This is a genomic window from Streptomyces ortus (assembly GCF_026341275.1).
Lineage (GTDB): Bacteria > Actinomycetota > Actinomycetes > Streptomycetales > Streptomycetaceae > Streptomyces > Streptomyces ortus.
In genome coordinates this window covers 5,128,570-5,151,189 of sequence record NZ_JAIFZO010000002.1, presented here as the reverse complement: position 1 = coordinate 5,151,189, position 22,620 = coordinate 5,128,570, and the positions used below count along the sequence as shown (strand labels likewise).

At 72.2% G+C, this 22,620-nt stretch carries 17 protein-coding genes; 7 read left to right on the top strand and 10 right to left on the bottom strand.

The window, feature by feature from the left end; genetic code table 11:
* Positions 1–64 precede the first annotated feature (64 nt).
* From K3769_RS26210 to K3769_RS26190, 5 genes are all read right to left on the bottom strand, one after another.
* Positions 65–1,192: an SIS domain-containing protein gene (locus K3769_RS26210; protein WP_267028750.1), complete on the bottom strand. Its 1,128-nt coding sequence runs from the start codon at positions 1,190–1,192 to the stop codon at positions 65–67.
* A gap of 88 nt (positions 1,193–1,280) precedes the next feature.
* Positions 1,281–1,511 (bottom strand): Trm112 family protein, encoded by a 231-nt coding sequence (locus tag K3769_RS26205; RefSeq protein ID WP_267028749.1) that lies wholly within the window; start codon positions 1,509–1,511, stop codon positions 1,281–1,283.
* 206 nt (positions 1,512–1,717) lie between these two features.
* On the bottom strand, positions 1,718–3,196 hold the full coding sequence (locus tag K3769_RS26200) for a phosphomannomutase/phosphoglucomutase (RefSeq protein WP_267028748.1): 1,479 nt from the start codon (positions 3,194–3,196) through the stop codon (positions 1,718–1,720).
* A 171-nt stretch (positions 3,197–3,367) separates the two neighbouring features.
* Positions 3,368–4,984 (bottom strand): L-lactate permease, encoded by a 1,617-nt coding sequence (locus K3769_RS26195; protein ID WP_267028747.1) that lies wholly within the window; start codon positions 4,982–4,984, stop codon positions 3,368–3,370.
* Between the two features lie 252 nt (positions 4,985–5,236).
* Positions 5,237–5,617: a DUF3499 domain-containing protein gene (locus K3769_RS26190; protein ID WP_267031551.1), complete on the bottom strand. Its 381-nt coding sequence runs from the start codon at positions 5,615–5,617 to the stop codon at positions 5,237–5,239.
* A gap of 365 nt (positions 5,618–5,982) precedes the next feature.
* Between K3769_RS26190 and K3769_RS26185 the strand changes: the two genes are divergently transcribed.
* Entirely contained in the window at positions 5,983–6,435 is a 453-nt protein-coding gene (locus K3769_RS26185; RefSeq protein WP_267031550.1) for a metallopeptidase family protein, read from the top strand.
* A gap of 105 nt (positions 6,436–6,540) precedes the next feature.
* Here the strand turns inward: K3769_RS26185 and K3769_RS26180 are convergent, their stop codons facing one another.
* From K3769_RS26180 to K3769_RS26170, 3 genes are all read right to left on the bottom strand, one after another.
* Positions 6,541–8,073, bottom strand: coding sequence for a DUF5719 family protein (locus tag K3769_RS26180; protein WP_267028746.1), 1,533 nt, complete (start codon positions 8,071–8,073; stop codon positions 6,541–6,543).
* Positions 8,070–11,900, bottom strand: a complete 3,831-nt coding sequence (locus K3769_RS26175; RefSeq protein ID WP_267028745.1) for a glycosyltransferase — start codon at positions 11,898–11,900, stop codon at positions 8,070–8,072. The genes K3769_RS26180 and K3769_RS26175 overlap by 4 nt, the downstream gene beginning before the upstream one ends.
* A 258-nt stretch (positions 11,901–12,158) precedes the next feature.
* Positions 12,159–12,422, bottom strand: a complete 264-nt coding sequence (locus tag K3769_RS26170; protein WP_107022476.1) for a WhiB family transcriptional regulator — start codon at positions 12,420–12,422, stop codon at positions 12,159–12,161.
* 750 nt (positions 12,423–13,172) lie between these two features.
* Here K3769_RS26170 and K3769_RS26165 point away from each other — a divergent pair.
* From K3769_RS26165 to K3769_RS26150, 4 genes are all read left to right on the top strand, one after another.
* Entirely contained in the window at positions 13,173–13,697 is a 525-nt protein-coding gene (locus K3769_RS26165) for a cysteine dioxygenase (RefSeq protein ID WP_267028744.1), read from the top strand.
* Positions 13,698–13,823: 126 nt separating this feature from the next.
* Positions 13,824–14,783, top strand: a complete 960-nt coding sequence (gene cofD, locus K3769_RS26160; RefSeq protein ID WP_267028743.1) for a 2-phospho-L-lactate transferase — start codon at positions 13,824–13,826, stop codon at positions 14,781–14,783.
* A complete protein-coding gene (locus tag K3769_RS26155) occupies positions 14,780–16,180 on the top strand; it encodes a coenzyme F420-0:L-glutamate ligase (RefSeq protein WP_267028742.1) in 1,401 nt (466 codons plus the stop codon). The genes cofD and K3769_RS26155 overlap by 4 nt, the downstream gene beginning before the upstream one ends.
* 113 nt (positions 16,181–16,293) lie before the next feature.
* Positions 16,294–17,310 carry a DNA-3-methyladenine glycosylase family protein gene (locus K3769_RS26150; RefSeq protein WP_267028741.1) on the top strand — a complete coding sequence of 339 codons (1,017 nt, stop codon included), beginning with the start codon at positions 16,294–16,296 and terminating at the stop codon, positions 17,308–17,310.
* Positions 17,311–17,436: 126 nt separating this feature from the next.
* Here the strand turns inward: K3769_RS26150 and manB are convergent, their stop codons facing one another.
* On the bottom strand, positions 17,437–18,519 hold the full coding sequence (gene manB / locus K3769_RS26145; RefSeq protein ID WP_267028740.1) for a mannose-1-phosphate guanylyltransferase: 1,083 nt from the start codon (positions 18,517–18,519) through the stop codon (positions 17,437–17,439).
* A 165-nt stretch (positions 18,520–18,684) separates the two neighbouring features.
* Positions 18,685–20,238 carry a peptidoglycan recognition protein family protein gene (locus tag K3769_RS26140; RefSeq protein ID WP_267028739.1) on the bottom strand — a complete coding sequence of 518 codons (1,554 nt, stop codon included), beginning with the start codon at positions 20,236–20,238 and terminating at the stop codon, positions 18,685–18,687.
* Positions 20,239–20,348: 110 nt separating this feature from the next.
* Between K3769_RS26140 and K3769_RS26135 the strand changes: the two genes are divergently transcribed.
* Both K3769_RS26135 and K3769_RS26130 read left to right on the top strand, forming a co-directional pair.
* On the top strand, positions 20,349–21,104 hold the full coding sequence (locus tag K3769_RS26135; RefSeq protein WP_267028738.1) for a TIGR03089 family protein: 756 nt from the start codon (positions 20,349–20,351) through the stop codon (positions 21,102–21,104).
* Between the two features lie 229 nt (positions 21,105–21,333).
* Complete coding sequence (locus K3769_RS26130; protein ID WP_267031549.1) at positions 21,334–22,596, top strand: LCP family protein; 1,263 nt, start codon at positions 21,334–21,336, stop codon at positions 22,594–22,596.
* Positions 22,597–22,620: the final 24 nt, after the last annotated feature.

Here is a 22,620-nt window from a genome sequence, read left to right as displayed (position 1 = left end):
GCGTGGCGGTACGCGTGCTGACCGGCGGGGGCTGCGGACGCCGGTCAGGCGGCGGGGCTCCGGGTCAGGCCGTCGAGGCGAGCGCCAGGTAGACGGCGGCGAAATCCGTGACGGCGATCAGTTCGGCGAGTGTTTCCAGGTCGCCGCCCTCCTCCGGTTCGAGTTCGCTGATCGCCGTGTCGTGGCTGAGGGCCAGCTCGCGGGCGGCCGGGGCGGCGGTTCGGCCGCCGGCCGGGCGGTCGCGCAGCAGGACCACGCGCGCGTGGACGACCTGCGCCTCCTCGACCCGGTCGCGGAAGAAGTCGTCGGGGTCCGCGCCCGCCGCCAGGGTGCCCGCGAGGAGGACGCTGTGCGCGGCCAGCGCCTCGGGCAGCTCGGCGGTGAGGGCGGGGCGGCCCGCGAGTTCGGCCAGGGCCGCGACGAAGCGGCGGCCCGCGGGGCCCGCGGAGTCGCCCTCGGTCCAGATCACCGGCAGTGCCTCGGCGAGCTCGGACGCGAGCGTCTTGGCGGGGTTGCTGTACGTCGCGATGGCCGGGCCGCAGCGCTCGGCGACCTGGTCGAGACGGTCGGCGACCCTCTCCAGGACGTCGGGCGGCGCGGACAGCATGCCGGTGCGGTCGAGCAGTGCGAGCAGCGGGGTGAGCAGCGCCCAGAGGGAGCCCGGGGCCGAGGCGGCGGCGGGGGCCTGCGGCTCGTATGGGGCGGTCGCCATCGGTACGGAGAGGCCGTGCGCGCCGGCGACCGCGTCCGTGAGCGGGGTGCGGGGCGGGCAGACGGCGACGACGGTGAGGCCGCGCCGGTAGGCCTGCTCGACGAGGAGGGAGAGGCCGGGTTCGCTGCCGTCCGGGGTGGCGATCAGGAGCAGGTCCACGGGGCCGGCCCAGCCCGGCAGTTCCCAGAGCAGGGCGCCCGCGGCGGGGGCCACACCGCGGGGGGTGAGCCGGGTGACGGGACAGGCGGCGCCGGCGAGCGTGCCGAGCAGGTCGGCGACGCAGGTGGCGGCGAGGCCGGGGCCCGCGGTCAGGATGGCGCGCGGGCGGCCGTCGGGCTTCAGCTCGCCGATTCCGGCCTCGGTGGCGTGCCGGACGGCGGTGCGTACGCGGGCGCCCGCCTCGGCGGCGCCGAGGAGCAGGTCCCGCCGGTCCGCGCGGGCCAGCGCCTCCGGGTCGTCGAGGAGTGAATCGTCGAACATGGTGGGCAGCCTCCGGACGACGTACGGCGGGCGGGGTCGCTACTGCGGGTCGCTTTCGCGGGGTCGCTTCTTTGTGTGCGGTGGGTGGTTACGCGGGGCGGCGGGCCTCGTCGACCAGGAGGACCGGGATGTCGTCTCGGACGGGGTAGGCCAGGCCGCAGTCCTGGCCTGTGCAGAGCAGTTCTTGCTGCTGCTCCGCGGCGGAGGTCTCCGTGGAGGAATGCTCCTTGGAGGAGGTCTCCTTGGACGAGGTCTCCTTCAGGGGGGCGTGGCAGGCCGGGCAGGCGAGGATTTCCAGGAGGCCGGCTTCTAGCGGCATGTCGGGGTCCTTCGTCGTGAGGGTGATCTTGTGGTGAGGGGGTGGTGCGGTGATGCGGCCTGGTCAGGGTACCGCCGGTGGGGGTGGGTGTCCGAGGCTGTTCTCGCCCCCGCCGCCCCTTCCCTTTCCCGTCCACGCATGGGGCTGCCCCTCGCCCCCCTGATCGCGCTGCGCTCGTCCTCAAACGCCGGACGGGCTGAAGTGGTTCAGCCCATCCGGGGTTTGAGGACCGGGGTTCGGGGCGGAGCCCGAGATTCAGGCTCTGATGATTTCAGGGTTTCGTCTCGGACTCTCGTCATCGTCTGTTCGTCCCTTGCCTCTGCGTTCAGGCGTAGGAGCGGTTCCGTGTTGGAGGGGCGGACGTTGAACCACCAGTCGGCGGCCGTGACCGTGAGGCCGTCGAGTTCGTCGAGGGTGACCCCCTCGCGCCCCTCGTACGCCGCCCGGATCGCGGCGAGGCGGGCCCCCTGGTCGTCGACCGTGGAGTTGATCTCGCCCGAGCCGGCATAGCGGTCGTACTGGGCGACCAGGGCGGAGAGGGTGCCCTCCTGGCCGCCGAGGGCCGCCAGGACGTGGAGGGCGGCGAGCATGCCGGTGTCCGCGTTCCAGAAGTCCTTGAAGTAGTAGTGCGCGGAGTGCTCGCCGCCGAAGATCGCCCCGGAGGCGGCCATCTCGGCCTTGATGAAGGAGTGGCCCACACGCGTGCGTACCGGTGTGCCGCCGTTCTCCCGGACGACCTCCGGGACCGACCAGGAGGTGATCAGGTTGTGGATGACCGTGCCCTTGCCGCCGTACCTGGCCAGCTCCCGGGCGGCGACCAGGGCCGTGATCGCCGACGGGGAGACCGGCTCGCCGCGCTCGTCGACGACGAAGCAGCGGTCCGCGTCCCCGTCGAAGGCGATGCCGAGGTCGGCCCCCTCCTCGCGGACGCGCTTCTGGAGGTCGACGATGTTCGCCGGGTCCAGCGGGTTCGCCTCGTGGTTCGGGAACGTGCCGTCCAGCTCGAAGTACATCGGCACGAGGGTCAGGGGCAGGCCGGCGAAGACCGTCGGGACCGTGTGGCCGCCCATGCCGTTGCCCGCGTCCACCACGACCTTCAGGGGGCGGATCGAGGTCAGGTCGACAAGGCCGCGCAGGTGCGCCGCGTAGTCCTGCAGCGTGTCGCGCCGGACCACCGTGCCCGGCGTCGCGTCCGAGATCGGGGCCTGTGCGGTCGCGGCCTGTGCGGTCGGGGCTTGTGCGGTCGGGGCTTGTGCGGTCGGGGCTTCCGCTTTCGCGTCGAGCCAGGACTCGACCAGTTCGCGGATCTCCGTGAGGCCGGTGTCCTGGCCGACGGGGGCCGCGCCCGCCCGGCACATCTTGATGCCGTTGTACCGGGCCGGGTTGTGCGAGGCCGTGAACATCGCGCCCGCGAGGCCGAACGCCCCCGACGCGTAGTAGAGCTGGTCCGTGGAGCAGAGACCGATCTCGGTGACGTCGACGCCGCGCGCCGCCGCCCCGCGTGCGAAGGCCCGGGACAGTCCCGGTGACGAGGGGCGCATGTCGTGGCCGGTCACGATCGCGTCCGCCCCCGTCACCTGTACGAAGGCGGCACCGAACAGCTCGGCCAGCGTCTCGTCCCACTGGTCCGGGACCACCCCGCGTACGTCGTACGCCTTCACGAGCTGCGACAGATCAGCGGTCACGGCCAGCCTTCCTTGAGCCTTGAGTCCTCGACGGAGTTCTCGACGGAGTTCTCGACAGAGTTCTCGATTGAGTCCTCGGTGGAGTCCTCGACTGAGGTCCCAAAAGTACCCGTACGCTCACACGGTTCTCAGCCGGACCTCGGGCGGACGCCGGGCAGACGTCTGACGGGCCTACGGAAGCATCCATTCCAGCACCGGTGAGCTCTGGCCGACGACGATCAGGCACATGACCAGCAGGAGTCCGAGGCTCCACGGGAGCACCTTGCGCAGCAGGTCGCCCTCCCGGCCCGCGAGCCCGACCGCCGCGCAGGCGATGGTGAGGTTCTGCGGCGAGATCATCTTGCCCAGGACTCCGCCCGAGCTGTTGGCCGCCGCGAGGAGTTCCGGGGACAGGCCCGACTCCCTCGCCGCGGTCACCTGGAGGGCGCCGAAGAGCGCGTTGGCGGAGGTGTCCGAGCCGGAGACGGCCACTCCGAACCAGCCGAGGACGGGTGACAGGAAGGCGAGGCCGGCGCCAGCCGCCGCCACGAAGTGGCCGATCGTGGCCGCCTGCCCGGACAGGTTCATGACGTAGGCGAGCGCCAGGACGGAGGTGACGGTGAGGATCGCGAACCGCAACTCGTGCACGGTGGCCACCCACTCCTTGAGCGCCACGCGCGCGTGCACCCCGAGAACGGCCGCCGTGCACACTCCGGCGAGCAGCACGAGCGTGCCTCCGGTGGACACGATCGGCCAGGTGAAGACGTTGCCGCCGACCGGGTCGCCGTCCGGGTTCACGACGTTCAGGAAGGGCCAGTCGAAGACCCGGGTCGCCTTCGCCAACTGGTCCTTGACGGGCGGGATCTGGGCGATGGAGAAGATCACCACGATCAGTACGTACGGGGCGTACGCGCGCAGTACCTCGCGGCGCGGGTCCTCCTCGTCCAGGTCCTCGCTGCGGGTGCCCGTCAGGACCGCGGCCCGTACGGGTTCGGCGGCGGGCCTGCGCGCGTGCGGCACCGCCATCAGCGCGCCCGCGCCGGCCAGCGCGGCCCCGATGTCGGCGAGTTGCGCGGAGACGTAGTTGGAGGCGGCGAACTGGGCGACGGCGAAGGCGACTCCGCAGGCCAACGCGGGTACCCAGGTCTCGCGCAGGCCGCGTCGGCCGTCCACCAGGAAGACGAGCACCAGGGGCACCACCAGGGCGAGCAACGGGGTCTGGCGGCCCACCACGGAGGCGACGGTGTCCAGGGGCAGGTCGGTCACCTGGGCGAGCGTCACGACCGGTGTGCCCATCGCTCCGAAGGCGACCGGCGCGGTGTTGGCGACCAGTGCGACCACCGCGGCGCGAACGGGGTCGAAGCCGAGCGCGACGAGCATCACCGAGCAGATGGCGACGGGCGCGCCGAAGCCCGCGAGCGCCTCCAGGAGCGCGCCGAAGCAGAACGCGACGACGAGCGCCTGGATGCGCGGATCGTCGGAGAGCCTTCCGAAGGAGCGGCGCAGGATGTCGAAGTGCCGGGTACGAACGGTCATCCGGTAGACCCAGAGGGCGTTGACGACGATCCACAGGATGGGGAAGAGGCCGAACACCGCTCCCTGGACGGCGCTGGAGAGGGTCTGGCCCACCGGCATGCCGTACGCAAGCGTGGCGACCAGGGCCGCCGCCGCGAGACCGATGAGGCCGGCCAGGTGCGCCTTCATGCGGACCCCGCCGAGCAGGACGAGGACGAGAACCAGGGGCAGGGTCGCGACGAGCGCGGACAGGCCGAGCGAGTCGGCCAAGGGCTCAAGTTCCTGGACGTACACGGAGCCTCCCCCGATTCCGCCATGCGGAAATCAATTTCTCACGGGTCGGGAAAATGGTCGTGTCCGCGACAAGCGCACGTCAATGGTCGTGCACCACCGGGCGAAACATGCACCGAAAACACACGGACCTCAAGCGACACAGGCGACACAGGCGACACAGGCGGCACGGGCGACACACGCGGCGCGGAGGGCGCGGAGGGCGCGGAGGGCGCGGAGGGCTTAGGGGCCAATTGCCCCTCTGAAAGAGAGGGTTCAGGACTCCGGTGACCGCAGGACCCGCAGGTGGCCGCGGCGGGCGACCTCCATCGGGTCGGCGCTGCGGGCGTTGCTGCCGCCCCCGCGGGTGGGCCGCTCCTGCGGGCGGGCCGCCTCGCGGACCGCGTTGGCGAGCGCTTCCAGGTCGTCACCACTGGGGCGGGAGGGGGCGGAGGCGTCGGCGAGCCGGACGACCTCCCAGCCACGCGGCGCGGTGAGGCGCTCGGAGTGCTCGGCGCACAGGTCGTAGCAGTGGGGTTCGGCGTAGGTGGCGAGCGGGCCGAGGACCGCGGTCGAGTCGGCGTAGACGTACGTCAGCGTCGCTACGGCGGGACGGCCGCAAGCGGTGCGCGAACAGCGACGTACAGGGCTCACGATGTTGGACGGTACCGCACTCTTGAGCGGGCCGCGACGACTCCTCCCCGCCTCACTCCCCCGTGTCGTGCTGTGACGCCTGACACAGGGGGTGTCCGGCGTGCCTGTTCGACCTGCTGGTACGGGTGTTGACGAGGTGACGGACAGACCCGGACGCGGTCCGGATACCGCTTAAAAGATGTCAATTCCCGTTATTCGTTCGATCCCTGAGGAAACGGAAACCAGCCCGATGTTGGCTGGAATGCACATCCTGCGCCATGCCGCGTGCGGGGTCCCCGGCGGCGTACGCGGCGGCGGTCCGTAGCCGCAGGCGGGACGCGTGCCGTGTGCGGGCGGTGGCAGGGCGCGGGGACTACTCTTCGTCAGTGATGGACAACCCGGTACCTCCCCCCGCCGCCGAACCCAGGCCCCGTCGTCGTGATCGACACGGGCGCGGGATGCGTGGCCCCGTGGCACCACCGCAGGTGCCCCTCTCGGCCAGTCGCGCCGAGGTGTTCGCGGATCTGGTGCAGGACTCCGTGGAACGGCTGGAGCGGCGGTGGCCGCAGCTCTCCGACATCGAGTTCATGGTGCTGGAGGTGCCCCGGTTCGAGCCGGCCGGTGACGAGGGCTGGGGCGACGAGACCGTTCCGCTGGGCGGCATCACTCCGGCGCACGAGGACCGCCCCGCGCGGGTCATCGTCTACCGGCGCCCCGTCGAGATCCGTACGAAGAGCCGCGACGAGCGGGCCGCGCTGGTGCACGAGGTCGTGGTGGAACAGGTCGCCGAGGTGCTGGGCCTGACACCGGAGACCGTCGATCCCAGGTACGGGGAGGACTGAAGCTCCGGACGGGCCGCGGTCCGGCTGGCCGGGGTCCGGCCGTCCGCGGTTCGGCCGTCCGCGGTCCGGCGGTCCAGGGCTTCCTGTCCGGGCGCCGGTGCCGCCCTACTTCTGCAGCACCGACAGGTCCTGCTCGGCGTCCGGTACCTTCACCGTCCCCCGGTCGTCCGGGAGGGTCTGCACGGTGAACATGGGCACGCCCCCCTCGGCCGCTTCGAGCATGCGCGACGCGTGGACGGGCCCGCCGGACAGCGGCTCCACCGTGAGCGCGTAGGTGCCCTTGAGACCGGCGGGCACGGGCAGGTCGACGTTCTGCGTGGTGCCGGCCTTGAGCGTGTACGTCTTCGAGGCGGCCGTGCCGCCGTCGCTGCCCGCGGAGGCCGTGACCTTGACCTTCGCGCCGCGGCCGGGGGCGACCAGGGAGAGCGTGGAGCCCTTGGCACGGTTGTCGGCGGCCGTCGCACGCGCGCCCACCGGGGCCGTGGCCGGGATGAACGCCGTCTCCTGCTTGTCGCCCTTGCCGCGGACGACTCTCAGGGCCGCGACGACGGGGGTGGACTTCCCGGTCGGCGTCAGCAGCAGGGAACCGGCCTCGCCGCGCGTGACGTCGCCGAGGTCGACGGCGGCCGTCATACCGGCCTTCACGTGCAGCGTCTCGTGCCCGGCGGGGGTGATCGTGCCGGTCGGCGAGGCGAGCCGCACCTTCAGGTCGGCGTCGGCCTCACCGGGCACGAACGCGACCAGCCGTACGGAGGTGGCGTCCTTCGGAATGCCCGGCAGGACGAGGCTGCCCGCCGGACCGGCCGAGGGGGCGAGCCAGTCGCCGCCGAGCGCGTCGTCCAGAGCCTGGACGGCGGCGGCCACCCGACCGCTGCGGACCGTGACGTGCACGGTGAGGTTGGTCTCCGGCTCGTCGATGAGGGTCGACAGGAGCACCGTCTCGCTGGAGTGCGGCGGGATCTTGATGCCCTCGCCGACCGTCGACTTCAGGACGCCGTCCTTGCCGTACAACTCGATGTCGGCGACGGCGGCGGAGTCGTCGGGGTTGGTGAGGTGCGCGTAGTCCGTGCGCTCCTTGGCGGTGCTGGCGCCCGGGAACCAGAAGTCGGTGTCCGGGGCCGAGCAGCTGGTGCCGAGCAGGCCGCGGCCGGTGCCCGCCTCGACCTGGGTGGTCTGCTGGACGGCCCAGCCGGGTGCGAACCTGCCCTCGGCCGTGCCGACCAGTGCGGGCGACTCGGCGCCGGACGCCTTGGCCGTGACCGGCTTCCCCGGCTCCTTCGGCGTCAGGACGGGCTTCTCCTTCTTGCCGCCCTTCTTGCCGTCCTGCTCGCTGTCCTGCTTCTCGTTCTCGTTCGTGTCGTCGGTCCCGTCGGCCGACTGCGCGCCCGCGGCCACCAGTTCGGCCTTGCCGCCCTCACTGGTGCCCTTGGTGACGGGGGTGAAGGACGTGTACGCGGTCTCGGCGAGGTCCGAGGTGCTGGGAGCCGGACAGAGCAGGCTGGTGCGCTCCACGGGCAGCTGGGCGGCAGCCTTGGCGGTGTCCTCCCCGGCGGCCTGCGGCTCGGACATCGAGGCGAAGCCGGTGACGGCGGCGAGCGCGGTCACGCCGGCGATCAGGGACACGGTGGTGCGGTTCACTGCTGGCTCCCGTCGGGGCGCTCACTGTCGGTGCCGTACGGCGGTTGCTGTTGTTGCGGCGGCTGCTGCTGTTGGTGCTGCTGTTGCTGCTGCTGTTGCTGCTGCTGTTGCTGTTGTGCCGGGTCGTACGCCGGGTCGTACCCCTGGCCGTACGTCTGCGACGGGTCGTAGCCCGCGTTCCCCGTGCCGTACGCCGCGTACGGGTCGTACTGGTCGGCCTGGTACGGGTCCGCCTGGTACTGCTGCTGCTGCTCGTAGGTGCCCGGGGGGTACTGCTGGGCGCCCTGGTACTGCTGCTGCTCATAGGTGCCGTACTCGGCGCCGTACGTCGTCGCGTCCCACTCGTCGTAGGAGTGCTGCTGCGGGACCGGGGCGACCGCCGGGGCCTCCCCCGGAGCGGGCGGGGCGCCGGGCGGGAACGCGTCGGGGTGCTCCGACTGCCCGGCCTGTGCAGCGTGTACAGCCTGCTCTGTCTGTACAGCCTGTTCGGACTGGGCAGCCTGCTCCGTCTGTTCGGCTTCCGCCTGGGCGCGCAGACGGCGGGCCCTGCGGCCCTCGCCGGACGCGGACTCGACGGGTGCGACGTCCTCCTCGGGGAGATCGTCGTCGACGTCGCGGCGGCGTCCCGGCAGCGCGAGCACCACGAGGACGACGGCGAGCGCGCCCTGCGCCCACAGCCAGCCGGTGTGGCCGAACGGCGCCTCGAAGGTGACGTCGAGGCGGCCTCCGGTGGCGGGCAGTTCGAAGCCCTGCGCCCAGCCGTCGACCGTGGTCCTGGTGAGCGGCTTCCCGTCGAGGGTGGCCGTCCAGCCCTCGTCGGCGGTGTCCGCGAGGCGCAGGACGCGGCCCTCGGTACCGGCGGAGATCTTGGTGTGCACTTCGACGGGTCCAGCGGCGATGGGCTGCGGGTCGCCCGACGCCGGAACGACGGCCGCGCGCGCGACCTGCCGGTCGACGCGCCACAGGGCGCTGCCGTCCTGCTGGCTCAGCCTGCTCAGGCCCGGGGTGGAGTCCAGGACCCGGCCGACCTCGCGGGGCGCGCCGTCGCGCACCAGGACGTACCGCACGGCGAAGCCGCCGAGCTGGTCGGCCTGGTCGGCGCCGGAGCCCGCCACGAGGTTGGCGACGACCTTGTCGAGCGTCTTGTTCTCGCCGTCCGCCGCCGCCAGCTCGGCGTCACCGAGGCGGGCGCCGGAACCGCGGACCAGGGTGTAGCCGACCTTGGTCGCCGCGTCGCTGCCGAGGACGAGCGTGCGGGCCTGGTCGCGGGTGCCGCTCTCCTCGGCGACGAACGCGGGCACCTGGACGGGATCGCGTCGCTCCAGCGGGCCGTCCGCGCCGCGGATCATCCAGCCGGCGGCGATGAGCAGGGGCCCGGCGGCCGAGGCGAAGGCGATGAGGACGGCGACCGGCTGACGCCAGCCGAAGCTCTGCTCGGCCACGCGCGAGCGTGCGCCGTCGGCGCCGAGCGCGGCGGCGGCGAGGAAGGCGAGGCCGTAGACGAGGGTGGCGGGTCCGGCCCAGGTGGAGCCGTTCGACAGGGCGGCGAAGACGAGGGCGACCAGGGCGGCCGTCCAGGCGGCCCAGATGCCCAGTTGCCGTTCCGCGCGCAGCAGGGCGGCCACGGCGGCGCACACGATACCGATGAGCATCAGCCCGCTGACCGTGCCGGGTCCGCCGGGGCTCGCGCCCAGCAGGTCGAGCGCGGAGGCCACCCCCGAGTCGTACTCCATGCCGGCCTCCTGGAAGAAGCCGAACGGGAGCAGGGTGAGCGACCAGGGCGCGAGGGCCAGCAGCGGGGTGCCGAGCTGGACCAGGAGGCGCAGCCCGTAGGCGGCGATGTCACCGCGGCGCACGACCGCCAGGGCCACGCCGAGCACCAGCGCGATGGGCCACACGATCGGCGTGAACGCGGTGGCCAGCGTCAGCAGGAGCGCGTACGCCCAGGTGGCACGCCAGCTGCCGCGGCCGGACTCCGAGGCGAGGCCGCTCGCCGCGATGCCCGCGCGCGCGATGAGGGGCAGCAGGACGGCGAGCACGGCGGTGCCGAGACGGCCGCCCGCGAGCGCGCCGGTGGCGGCGGGCAGGAAGGCGTACGCGACGGACGCCCACGCGCGCAGCAGGCGCGACTCGACGAGCGGCCGGGAGACGAAGTAGGCGGCGAAGCCGGCCAGCGGCACCGAGCCGATCAGCAGGACGGTGACCGCGAGTCCGGCGGAGCCGAACAGCACGCTCGACAGCATGGCGACGAGCGCGAGGTAGGGCGGCGCCGACTGCGTACCGCCGGCGCCCACGGGGTGCCAGCCGTCCAGGTAGCGCGACCACAGTTCGGAGGAGTCCGCGGGGGCGGGCAGCAGCGCGCCGCCCGCGAGCGCACCGCCGCCGAGGAGTTCACGGCAGGCGATGAGGGTGAAGAAGAGGAGCACCACGAAGACCATCGGCCCGGGCTTGCGGGCGACGCGCTTGAGCCGGGCGAACTGCTCGACCTGGAGGAAGTCGGCGTCGTCGCCACCCGGTCCGGACTCGACCGCGCTGCCGTGGCGTCCCGCCGCGTTCAGTTCGGGGTCGGAACGGCCCACGAGGTTGCCCGCGGCCTGTTCGACGGTGGCCCGGACGGTGGCGCCGGGGGGCGGGAACAGTGCGCGCAGTTCGTCCTTGTCGACCTGCGCGTTGCCCCGCCTGCGGCGGCCCGCGATGATCCGCTCGGGGCGCAGCAGGGTGCCCAGGAGGCCGCGGATCTCGTCGACCGCCTGCCCGGGGACCTTGCCGACGAGGTACGCGACCGTGCGCAGCACGGTGCCGAGGACGAGCCGCACGAGGATCCAGGGCAGGAGCGCGGTGCGGGCGTTGACGAGGAGGGTGTAGGTGGCGCCCGCCTTGTCGACCTTGTGCGGGGAGGCGGAGGTGCGGCCCACGCAGTCGACGGTGCGGCGCTCGCGGGAGGACGCCTCGGCGTGCCGGACGACCGCTTCGGGGGCGACCAGGACGCGGTGGCCCGCGGACTGGGCGCGCCAGCACAGGTCGATGTCGTCGCGCATCAGGGGCAGCCGGCGGTCGAAGCCGCCCAGCTCCTCGTAGACCTCGCGGCGGATCAGCATGCCGGCGGTGGAGACGGCCAGTACGGGCGTCACGTGGTCGTGCTGGCCCTGGTCCTGCTCGCGCCGGTCGAGGCCGGTCCAGCGGCGCCCGCTGTGGGCGATGGTCACGCCGACTTCGAGGAGCTGCCTGCGGTCGTACCAGCCGCGGAGCTTGGGGCCGATGACGGCGACGTCCTTGCCGAGCTCGCGTTCGTTCTCCACGACGCGCAGCAGCTGGGCCAGGGCGTCGGGCTCCGGGGCGCAGTCGTCGTGCAGGAGCCACAGCCACTGCTCGGGCTCGCCGTGCGGCAGCTCCGGCATGTCGTACGCGTCGTCGCGCCAGGTGCGGGTGACCGGGTCCCAGCCGCTGGGGCGCTTCAGGTACGGAAGGTCGTCCGGGGTCAGCACGCCCGCGCTGCGGACGGCCTCCTCGACGGCCTGGCCGAAGCCGGTGCGGCGGGCGAGGTGGAGCACCCGGTCGGCGCCGAGGGCGCCGGTGACCAGCTGGGCGGAGGCGTCCGCGCTGCCGGTGTCGGCCGCCACGGCGTTCTGTACGGGGCGTTCCTGGCCGAGCAGCCCGGACAGGGCGTCGGGCAGCCAGCGGGCGCCGTCGTGCGAGACGAGCACGGCGGTGACCACGTGCTTCGGGAACTCGGGCGGGCGGCCCGGGTCGGACACCATCGGGCCGGCCGGGTCGAACGCTGCGGGGGCAGTGTCGTACTGACCTGCCGAATGGCTGTGCACGGACATCGAGGTACGGGCCCCGGTTCGCTGGACTGCGGTGGACGCCTGTGTCCTTGAGGGGGTCACGGGGCGTCTCGGACGGAGGCCCACACTAACGGCTGCACAACGGCGCGGCCCGCCGCCTGTGGACAACCCACCCGCGACGGGCCGTGCGTTACGTATCACTACGTAGGGGTGTGCGCCGTTCGATCGGAACGCGATCACAGGGTGACCGGAATCCGACCGGATGCGATCAGGTCACGTCTGGTCTCCGTCGAGCCACGGTCAGACGGCGGCCTTCTTCAGGCGGCGTCGCTCACGCTCGGACAGACCGCCCCAGATACCGAAGCGCTCGTCGTTCGCGAGGGCGTATTCAAGGCATTCCGAGCGGACCTCGCAGGCGAGGCAGACCTTCTTCGCCTCGCGCGTGGAGCCGCCCTTCTCGGGGAAAAAGGACTCGGGGTCGGTCTGCGCGCAGAGCGCCCGCTCCTGCCAGCCGATCTCCTCTTCGGCCTCGTCGACCAGCAGTTCCTGAAACAGCTCGGTCATGTGCGCCCCTCGTCCGTCTCGCGTCCCCGTGATGCTGCCGCTACCGATTTCGGCTGAACGACACGAGTGAAATTACAATTGCGCTGCTCCGGCCCAGTCAAGCCGAGATCTGCTATTGGGCCCCTTATTCACTCTGCGGAACCAAGGCTTTGCGGAAAGTGTTCAAATCGGCATAAACCCTGACAGCCGAATGGGAGCCCGTGGGACGCCCTCTCCGCACCTGACGTGTACAGAGGAAGACGCCCGGGAGTTCGATGTCGTTCCGACACGATCGACGAAGCGAACCGGATCACATCTGGATCACTGGGACCACACACGGACCAAGAGGTCACTCCGAGGCTCGTGCGCCCGGTTGTGCGCCATGTGTCCCGACAACCTCGTGCACAAACCTTTCACCTCCGAGGTGGCCCGGAAGAGGTGAAAGATCTCCCACATATCGGACGTCGAGTTGACAGTGTGGGTGTAAACCGGTGTGCTGGTGGGCATGCTCGCGAACTTGGCACTCACCTCGACCCGCACCGCCGGGTCCCTCGGTGCTGTCCACGCTCGCTGTAGCTGTTGCTGTCGCGGCTGTTGAGCTCACCGCGCTCCCGCCGCCGCCGAGTCCACTGAGACCGGCCGCTGGTCCCCCTCCGCCCGTACCAGGGCCCGCCCCCACCGGGGCACACCTCACGCCCGCGATCCGGGCGGCCGGTACGTGACATCCCCGACCTCCAGCACTCTCTTCCGCCGAGGAAACCACCGCACCCCATGAACAGCGACAGCGACCTCCAGATCGCCGGCGACATCCTCGAAGTACCGCACCTCCTCCAGCCGCCGCGCGAACACCCGTCCACCGTGGCCGAGTTCGTCGGCCTCGCCCGGTCCATCGCCGCCGACCGCTCCCAGTGGGAGCACCTCGTCCGCTACGACGCGGCCTCCCGCTGGTACCACCGGCTGCGCACCGGGCCCGGCTACGAGGTGTGGCTGCTGTCCTGGGTCCCCGGGCAGGGCAGCGGACCGCACGACCACGGCCCCTCCTCCGGTGTACTCACCGTCCTGGAGGGCGCACTGACCGAGCGCACCGCCCGGGGCACGCGCGCCCTGGGCGCGGGCGCTCAGCGGGTGTTCGCGCCGGGCTACGCGCACGAGGTCCTCAACGACTCGCTCGAACCGGCCATCAGCCTGCACGTGTACCACCCGGGGTTGACGGAGATGCCGATGCTGCCCCAGTCGCACCTCCGTTCGGCCGCCGGGACACCCAACGCCCGGTGCGCGGTGGCCGAGGCCCTGTGACGGGGCGGGGCTCCGCCGTCACCCGTCGCCGTGTCGCCGTCGCCCGTCGCCGTGTCGCCGTCACGGGCTGACGTCTTGCCGTAACCGGCTGACACGTTGTCGTAGCCGCCTGCAAGACTGCATGCCATGCGCATTGTGGTTCTGGCAGGCGGCATCGGCGGTGCCCGGTTCCTGCGTGGTCTCCAGCAGGCCGCGCCGGACGCGGACATCACCGTCATCGGCAACACCGGGGACGACATCCACCTCTTCGGGCTGAAGGTCTGCCCGGACCTCGACACGGTGATGTACACGCTCGGCGGCGGTATCAACGAGGAACAGGGCTGGGGGCGGGCCGAGGAGACGTTCCACCTCAAGGAGGAGCTGGCGGCCTACGGCGCCGGCCCCTCCTGGTTCGGGCTGGGCGACCGGGACTTCGCGACGCACATCGTGCGCACGCAGATGCTGAGCGCCGGATATCCGCTCAGCGCCGTCACCGAGGCGCTGTGCGACCGGTGGAAGCCGGGTGTCCGGCTGATCCCCATGTCCGACGACCGCGTCGAGACGCATGTGGCCGTCGAGATCGACGGCGAGCGCAAGGCCGTCCACTTCCAGGAGTACTGGGTAAGACTGCGGGCCTCCGTGGACGCGCACGCGGTGGTGCCCGTGGGCGCCGACCAGGCCAAGCCGGCGCCCGGGGTGCTGGAGGACATCGCCTCCGCCGACGTCATCCTCTTCCCGCCGTCCAACCCCGTGGTGTCCGTCGGCACGATCCTCGCCGTGCCGGGCATCCGGGAGGCGATCGCGGAGGCCGGGGTGCCGGTGGTCGGCCTCTCCCCCATCGTCGGGGACGCGCCCGTGCGGGGCATGGCCGACAAGGTCCTGGCCGCCGTCGGCGTCGAGTCCACCGCGGCCGCGGTCGCGGAGCACTACGGCTCGGGACTTCTGGACGGCTGGCTGGTCGACACCGTGGACGCCGACGTCGTCGAGCGGGTCACCGGGGCGGGCATCCGGTGCCGTGCCGTCCCGCTGATGATGACCGACCTCGACGCGACGGCCGAGATGGCCCGTGAGGCGCTGACGCTGGCCGAGGAGGTGCGGGGCGCTTGAGCGGCAACGACGCGGGACGCCTGAGCGACCACGGCGGCTTCCCCGACGCGCCCGGTTATCGCGTCTGGGCGCTGCCCGGCCTGCCCGAGGTACGGCCGGGGGACGATCTCGCCAAGCTGATCGCCAGTGCCGTTGCCGGATCCGGCCCAGGCCCCGATTCCGGTTCCGGTTCCGGGCCGGGGCTCGTGGACGGTGATGTGCTGCTGGTCACCTCGAAGATCGTGTCCAAGGCCGAGGGCCGCGTCGTCGAGGCGGTGGACCGGGAGGCCGCCATCGACGCCGAGACCGTACGGGTCGTGGCCCGGCGCGGACCGCTGCGGATCGTGGAGAACCGGCAGGGGCTCGTGATGGCCGCCGCCGGGGTCGACGCCTCCAACACCCCCGCCGGGACCGTACTGCTGCTGCCCGAGGACCCCGACGCCTCCGCCCGCACGATCCGGGACGGCCTGCGGGACGCGCTCGGCGTCGAGGTCGGCGTGCTCGTCACGGACACCTTCGGCCGGCCCTGGCGGACCGGGCTCACCGATGTCGCCATCGGGGCCGCCGGAGTGCGCGTACTCGACGATCTGCGGGGTGGCACGGACGCGCACGGGAATCCGCTGGGCGCCACCGTCGTCGCCACCGCCGACGAGCTGGCCGCCGCCGGGGACCTGGTCAAGGGCAAGGCCGCCGGGCTGCCCGTCGCCGTCGTGCGCGGGCTGTCCCACGTGGTGAGCACGGACGGGGCGGACGGCGAGGACGAGGGGACCCGGGGCATGGTCCGGGGCGCGCGCGACGACATGTTCCGGCTCGGCACCTCCGAAGCCGTACGGGAAGCCGTCACCCAGCGGCGTACCGTACGGGCCTTCACCGACGAGCCCGTCGACCCCGGCGCCGTACGGCGTGCGGTGGCCGCGGCCGTCACCGCGCCGGCCCCGCATCACACGACACCGTGGCGGTTCGTGCTGCTGGAGACGGCCGAGGCGCGGACGCGGCTGCTGGACGCCATGCGGGACGCGTGGATCGCCGATCTGGAGCGGGACGGGAAGAGCGCGGAGTCCATCGCGAAGCGGGTGCGCCGCGGGGACGTGCTGCGCCGGGCCCCGTATCTCGTCGTGCCGTGTCTCGTCATGGACGGGTCCCACACGTACGGCGACGCCCGGCGCGACGGGGCCGAGCGGGAGATGTTCGTGGTGGCCACCGGCGCCGGCGTGCAGAACTTCCTGGTCGCGCTCGCCGGGGAGCGGCTCGGGTCAGCGTGGGTGTCGTCGACGATGTTCTGCCGGGACGTCGTCCGGTACGTGCTCGCGCTGCCGGCGGGCTGGGATCCCATGGGGGCCGTCGCCGTCGGGCACGCGGCGGAGGAGCCGAAGGCCCGGGCCGGGCGGGATGCGGGGGCGTTCATCGAGGTGCGGTGATCTGGGGCTCGTGGCCGGTAGCTGATGGCCTGGGGTTGAGGGCTGGGGGCGGGTGGCCGGCGCTTAGCCTTGTGCGGGCATCTTGAGCGATTTCTTACCGAAGGACCTTTTCCGTGGCCGGACGCTTCGAACAGCGGCCCACGCGTACGACCGTGCGCGGGGGGCATGCCGTGGTGCCCGTATCCGTGCCCGGCCCCCGGTCCGGGGCGGCCGGTGCCGGCGGCGGGCGTACGCGGGAGTGGGTGCCTCCATGGCCGCTCGATCTGCGGCTCGTGCTCGGGCCGTTGCGGCGGGGGCCCGCCGATCCCACCTTCCGCGCGACTCCGGACGGGTCCGTGTGGCGGGCCAGCCTCACCCCGGTCGGGCCCGGGACCCTGCGGGTGTCCGCGCGCGCGGGTGTGGTGCGGGGAGAGGCGTGGGGGCCCGGGGCCGAGTGGCTGCTCGACCGGCTCCCGCTGCTGCTCGGGGAAGCCGACGATCCCGAGGCCTTCGAGCCCCGGCACCGGCTGGTCGCGGTGACCCGGCATCGGCGGCCCGGGCTGCGGCTGACGCGTACCGGGCTGGTGCTGGAGTCGTTGATTCCGTCGATTCTGGAGCAGAAGGTCACCACCGACGAGGCGTACCGGGCGTGGCGGCTGCTCGTGCGGAAGTACGGCGTGCCCGCGCCCGGGCCCGTGGAGGGGCGCATGTTCGTGATGCCCGAGCCGCGGGTCTGGTCGCTGATTCCCTCGTGGGAGTGGCACCGGGCCGGGGTCGACAACAAGCGGGCGTCGACGATTCTGCGGGCCGTGCGGGTGGCTCGGCGGATGGAGGAGGCGGTGGCGTTCGACCCGGTCGCCGCGCAGGAGCGGCTGGAGGTGGTGGTCGGGGTGGGGCCGTGGACCTCGGCGGAGGTGGTGCAGCGGAGTCATGGGGCGGCGGATGCGGTGACCGTGGGGGATCTGCATCTGCCGGGGATCGTGGGGTTCGCGCTTGCGGGGGATCGGGATGCGGATGACTCCGTGATGCTGGCCTTGCTGGAGCCTTATGCGGGGCAGCGGCATCGGGCTGCTCGGTTGATCTTGTTGAGTGGGCGTACGCCTGCGCGGAGGCATCCGAAGATGCCTCGCGGGGATATTGGGGTGCTGTGAGGGGTGCGGTGAGGTTGGGGATTTTTTCGCCCCCGCCGCCCCTGCCCTTCCCGTCACTGCATGGGGGCTTCGCCCCCTCGCCCCCCTTTGCGCAGTTCCCCGCGCCCCTGGGAGGGCGGGGTCACCTCATTGGTCCGAGGAGAAGCGCAAGGTTGCTGGGGGGATGGTTGCGTCGCACCAGACTCGGGCTCCGGAGCGGAGTTCGTTGTCCGGGCCCACCGTTGCTCCGTCGCCTACGACCACGCCCGTGAGGATCGAGCGGGCGCCGACCCTCGCGCGGGCGCCGATCAGGGAGTCCGTGACGACCGCGCCCGGTTCGACGACCGCGTCCGCCAGGATCGCGCTGCCGAAGACGCGCGCCCCCTCCCCCACGGTCGCGCCGCTGCCGACGACCGTGCCGCCGGTGAGTTTGGCGTCGGGGGCGACCGAGGCCGTCGGCAGGACCAGGCGGTCGCCGCAGCGGCCCGGGACGGCCGGGGAGGGCGCGCGGCCCAGGACCAGGTCGGCGGAGCCGCGGACGAAGGCCTCGGGAGTGCCCAGGTCCAGCCAGTACGTGGAGTCGACCATGCCCTGGAGGTGGGCCCCGGCGGCCAGCAGGTCCGGGAACGTCTCCCGTTCGACCGAGACGGGGCGGCCGACGGGGATCGAGTCGATGACCGACCGGCGGAAGACGTACGCGCCCGCGTTGATCTGGTCGGTGACGATCTCCTCGGGGGTCTGGGGTTTCTCCAGGAACGCCTGGACTCGGCCCGAGGCATCCGTCGGCACCAGCCCGTACGCCCGCGGGTCCGTCACCCGGGTCAGGTGCAGCGAGACGTCCGCGCCCGAGGACCGGTGGGTGTCGACCAGAGCCGGGATGTCCAGGCCGGTCAGGATGTCCCCGTTGAAGATGAGTACGGGGTCGCCGGGGGCGGAACGCAGACGGGAGGCGACGTTGCGGATGGCGCCGCCGGTGCCGAGGGGCTCGTCCTCGGTGACGTACTCGATGTGGAGCCCCATCGACGAACCGTCGCCGAAGTAGGGCTCGAAGACCTCGGCCAGGTAGGACGTGGCGAGGACGATGTGCTCGACCCCCGCCGCTCTCGCCCGTGCCAGCTGATGTCTGAGGAACGGTACGCCCGCCGCCGGAACCATCGGTTTCGGCGTGTGCACCGTGAGGGGGCGCAGCCGTGTGCCCTTGCCGCCGACCAGGAGGATCGCTTCTGTCACCTGTCGTCTCTGCTTCCTGCTGGGGCCGGTCGAACGGTCATTCGGCCGGCCAGTGTATGCAGACCGTTTCGATGGCTGTGGGGCGCCTCTGGGAGGTGGCTGTGGGGAGCCGCCGGGTCCGGGCGGCCCGGCGAGCCGGGCCGCGCCGTTCCCGCCGACCGGACGTCATCGTCCCTGGTAGCGGGCCGAAGTGGTACGGGCCTTGCCGAGCTTCGCGTAGAGCCGGCCGCCCGGGCATTCGGTGGCGAATCCGTCCCGGTGACCGGAGATTACATGGAGTCGTACGTTCTTTCCTTTTCGGTACAGATTTCCGCCCCCCGACTTGAGGTAGGTCTTGCCGCGCGGGTTCGCCCCGTAGAGGCCGAGCTTCCACGCCGTGAGCTTCGCGACGGCCTTCACCGCGGCGGCGGGCGGGTTCGCGGTGCCGAAACTTCCGAGGACGGCGATCCCCATGCTCTTGCTGTTGAAACCGAGCGTGTGTGCGCCCATCACCGGCTTGGCCACGCCACCGGCCCTGCCCTCGTAGATGTTTCCGCACTTGTCGACGAGGAAGTTGTAGCCGATGTCCCGCCAGCCGCTGCTCTTCACGTGGTAGCGGTAGATACTGCGGATGACTGAAGGGGCTTGCGCGCAGCGGTAGTTGTTGCCCGAGGCGCTGTGGTGGACGAAGACGGCCTTCACCGTCTTCGTGTAGCTGAAGTTCGACTCCCGCAGCCCCTCGTCGGCGCCCCAGCCACGGCGGGTGACGATGCGCGGACGGGCTCCGATGTACGGCTTCGCGCGCTGGTTCGCGTTCGCGGCGACAGCCGTGCCCGTGGCTCCTGTCGCGGCTGTGGTGCCTGTCGCGGCCGTCGTGGCCGCAGCGCCTGTCGTGGCGGTCGCGTTCTGGTCCTCGCCGCGGGTCGCCAACAGGTCGGCCCTGGTCTCCTTCTGGCTCAGGGCCGGGATCACGGTGGCGCCGATGGGCGCCAGCTCGGCGTTGACGGCGGAGGCCGCCGCCGCGGACTCGGCGGTCAGGACGCCGGGGGGCGGGGCGTTCAGTTCGGGGCCCTGGGGCGGAGGTTCGGCGCCCGGGTCGACCAGTTCGACGTGCAGGCCCTTGGGGAGGGGCTCGGCGGTGACGGCCCTTCCGTCGGCGCCCGCCCGGCCGTCCGCCTCCCCCTGGACCCTGACCTCCACACCGTCCGAGTCGCCCACCCACAGGGGCGCCGTGGAACCCCGTACCCGGCCGGAAGCGCGCTCCGCGGTGTCCGGGTCGGCGGCGTGCTCGTGGTTGTGGGTGTCCACGTCCTGCCAGGCGGACCACTTCGTGGTGCCGGTCGCGCGGGTACGGATCTGGACCCGGCCGTGGAGTTCGCTGTCCGGGTCGTCCCAGACGACGCCCACCAGGGAGAAGTGCCGGACGTCCCGGCGGGCCAGGCCCTGGACGGGAGCGAGCGCGGGAAGCGGCAGGGTGCGGTCACTCGCAGACGGGGACGAGGACGGGGACGAGGAGTGCGGGGTACGGGGGGCGCTGGGCGTGAGAGGGGTGAGCGGGAGGGACTGGGTGCTGCCGGGGGTCGTGCCGCCCGGGGCCGATGTTCCGGGGGTCCGTCTCTCGGCCGCCGAAGGGGTGGCCGCCGCGTCCGAGGACAGGGTCAGCGGAAGGGCCAGGGCGGCCGCACAGGTGACGGCGATCGAGGAAGCTAGATGTCCGCGCATGCCCCTGATCCTGGACATAGTCAGACTTATCTGTCCATCCGGGATATGACGGACCGTCGGTCCCGCTCCGCCGAACCGGTGTCCCCGTCTCCCCCGCCCGAGCAGCCGCCCGCGTACGCTTGCGTCCCGTGACCGCCATCGACCGCACCCCTGCCGACCTGCTGCGATCCGCGCTCGCCGCCGATCCCGCGCGCCCCCTGGTGACCTTCTACGACGACGCCACGGGCGAACGCGTGGAACTGTCCGTGGCCACCTTCGCCAATTGGGTGGCCAAGACCGCCAATCTGCTCCAGGGCGAACTGGGCGCCGAGCCCGGCGAGCGGGTGGCGCTGCTGCTGCCCGCGCACTGGCAGACGGCGGTGTGGCTGCTCGCGTGTTCCTCGGCGGGGGTCGTGGCGCAGGTCGGGGGCGACGCGGCGGACGCCGATCATGTGGTCGCCGGGCCCGGGCAGTTCGAGGCGGGGCTCGCGTGCTCCGGGGAGCGGGTGGCGCTGTCGCTCGCGCCGCTGGGGCGTCGCTTCGCGCAGGTGCCGGGGGGATACGTCGACTACGCGGTCGAGGTGCCCGGGCAGGGGGACGTGTTCCGGCCGTACGGGCCTGTGGACCCCGAGGCCGCGGCGTTGGTCGTCGCGGGGGCGGAGTTTTCGGGGGCGGAGGTTGTGGCGCGGGCTGGGGGGGACGGGGGTGGGTTTGGGCTGGTGGGGGCTGGGGGGCGGGTGTTGTCCGCGTTGTCCTTTGACACGTGGGAAGGGGTCAGTGCGGGGTTGTACGCGCCGTTGGCTGTGGGGGGGTCCGTGGTGTTGTGCCGGAACCTTGAGCGGTTGGGGGAGGATGCGGTTGCCAAGCGGGTCGAGGATGAGCGGGTCACATCGATGGCTCGGTAAGCGTTCTCTCGCCCCCGCCGCCCCTGCCCTCCCCCACCGTCACCGCATGGGGGCTTCGCCCCCTCGCCCCCCTTTGCGCAGTTCCCCGCGCCCCTGACCGCCGCGTCCCCCGTTCGGCTCATCAGCCAGGGGCCCCTCGCCCCGACCCGCGTCATGGTCGTAGAGGGCATGGGTGGTGGGAGGAGGTGGCGGCGTGGTCAGTGGGCGTGGTGACGGGGTGGTCGGTGGGATGCGGCGGCGCAGGCGGTGGGTGCGGTGGGTGGGGGTCGGTGTCGGCGTGACCCTCGTGGGCGCCGCGGGAACCGGCTGGGCGGTGTACGAGAAGCTGAACGCCAACATCACCTCGGACGACGACACGGCCGCCGAACTCGCCCGCTACGAGAAGGAACGGCCCACCGCGCTGGTGCACGCCGCGCAGAACATCCTGCTGATCGGGTCGGACTCGCGGTCCGGGGACGGCAACAGCGAGTACGGCAGGGACTCCGGCACCGAGCGCTCCGACACCACGATCCTGCTGCACCTCGCGGCGAACCGGCGCAGCACCACCGCCGTATCGCTGCCGCGCGACCTCATGGTCCGCATACCGGGCTGCCGCCGGCCGGGCGGCGCCCGCACCGCGCCGGTGTTCTCGATGTTCAACAACGCCTTCCAGAAGGGCGGTCCGGCCTGCACGATCCGTACCGTCGAGAAGCTGACCGGCGTGCGCGTGGACCATCACATGGTGGTGGACTTCCACGGGTTCAAGGACATGGTCGAGGCGGTCGACGGCGTCGAGGTGTGCCTGAAGGAGCCGATCGACGACCCCGCCGCGAAACTGCGGCTGCCCGCGGGCAAGGTGCGGCTGAACGGCGAGCAGGCCCTCGGTTACGTACGGGCCCGGAAGACCATCGGCGACGGCAGCGACACCGACCGGATGGACCGCCAGCAGCGTTTCCTGGGCGCGCTCGTCAACAAGGTGCGCAGCAACGACGTACTGCTGAATCCCGCGAAGCTCTATCCCGTGCTGGACGCGGCCACGTCGTCCCTCACGACCGACCCCGGCCTTGCGAACCTGCGGGGGTTGTACGACCTGGTGCGCGGCATGCGCGACATCCCCACCGAACGGGTGCAATTCCTTACCGTGCCGAGGGAGTCGTACGCTCTCGACGCCAATCGCGACCAGCTCGTGGAACCCGATGCGCAGAAACTCTTCGAGCGGTTGCGCAGGGACGCTCCGCTGGAGGTCGCGACGGAAGTTCCGGAGGATTCCGGCGCAAAGAGGAGTACACCGGAACCCGTCGACGACCCGGACCGGCACGGTTATTCGTACGACTTCGAGCGCTATCGGCCGGGCAACGGGGCCGAAAAGGGTCGTTCCGGGTCCGGTTCGGGTGCGGACCACGGCACATCGGGCGAAAAGCGTGCCGACGGGACCTCGGCCAGGCCGGACGCCACACCGAGTCCCGCGCCGACTTTCCGGGGAAACACGGCCGCCGAGGATGTGTGCGGTTAGTGCCCGAACAGGCCTCTGGGTAAA

Excerpts from the sequence above, each read along its gene's own strand:
- K3769_RS26170 (WP_107022476.1), bottom strand. The coding sequence starts at position 12,422 with ATGACCGAGCTGTTTCAGGAACTGCTGGTCGACGAGGCCGAAGAGGAG.
- K3769_RS26165 (WP_267028744.1), top strand. The coding sequence starts at position 13,173 with ATGAACAGCGACAGCGACCTCCAGATCGCCGGCGACATCCTCGAAGTA.
- K3769_RS26210 (WP_267028750.1), bottom strand. The coding sequence starts at position 1,192 with ATGTTCGACGATTCACTCCTCGACGACCCGGAGGCGCTGGCCCGCGCG.
- K3769_RS26185 (WP_267031550.1), top strand. The coding sequence starts at position 5,983 with ATGGACAACCCGGTACCTCCCCCCGCCGCCGAACCCAGGCCCCGTCGT.
- K3769_RS26130 (WP_267031549.1), top strand. The coding sequence starts at position 21,334 with ATGCGGCGGCGCAGGCGGTGGGTGCGGTGGGTGGGGGTCGGTGTCGGC.
- K3769_RS26140 (WP_267028739.1), bottom strand. The coding sequence starts at position 20,238 with ATGTCCAGGATCAGGGGCATGCGCGGACATCTAGCTTCCTCGATCGCC.
- cofD (WP_267028743.1), top strand. The coding sequence starts at position 13,824 with ATGCGCATTGTGGTTCTGGCAGGCGGCATCGGCGGTGCCCGGTTCCTG.
- K3769_RS26175 (WP_267028745.1), bottom strand. The coding sequence starts at position 11,900 with ATGTCCGTGCACAGCCATTCGGCAGGTCAGTACGACACTGCCCCCGCA.
- K3769_RS26205 (WP_267028749.1), bottom strand. The coding sequence starts at position 1,511 with ATGCCGCTAGAAGCCGGCCTCCTGGAAATCCTCGCCTGCCCGGCCTGC.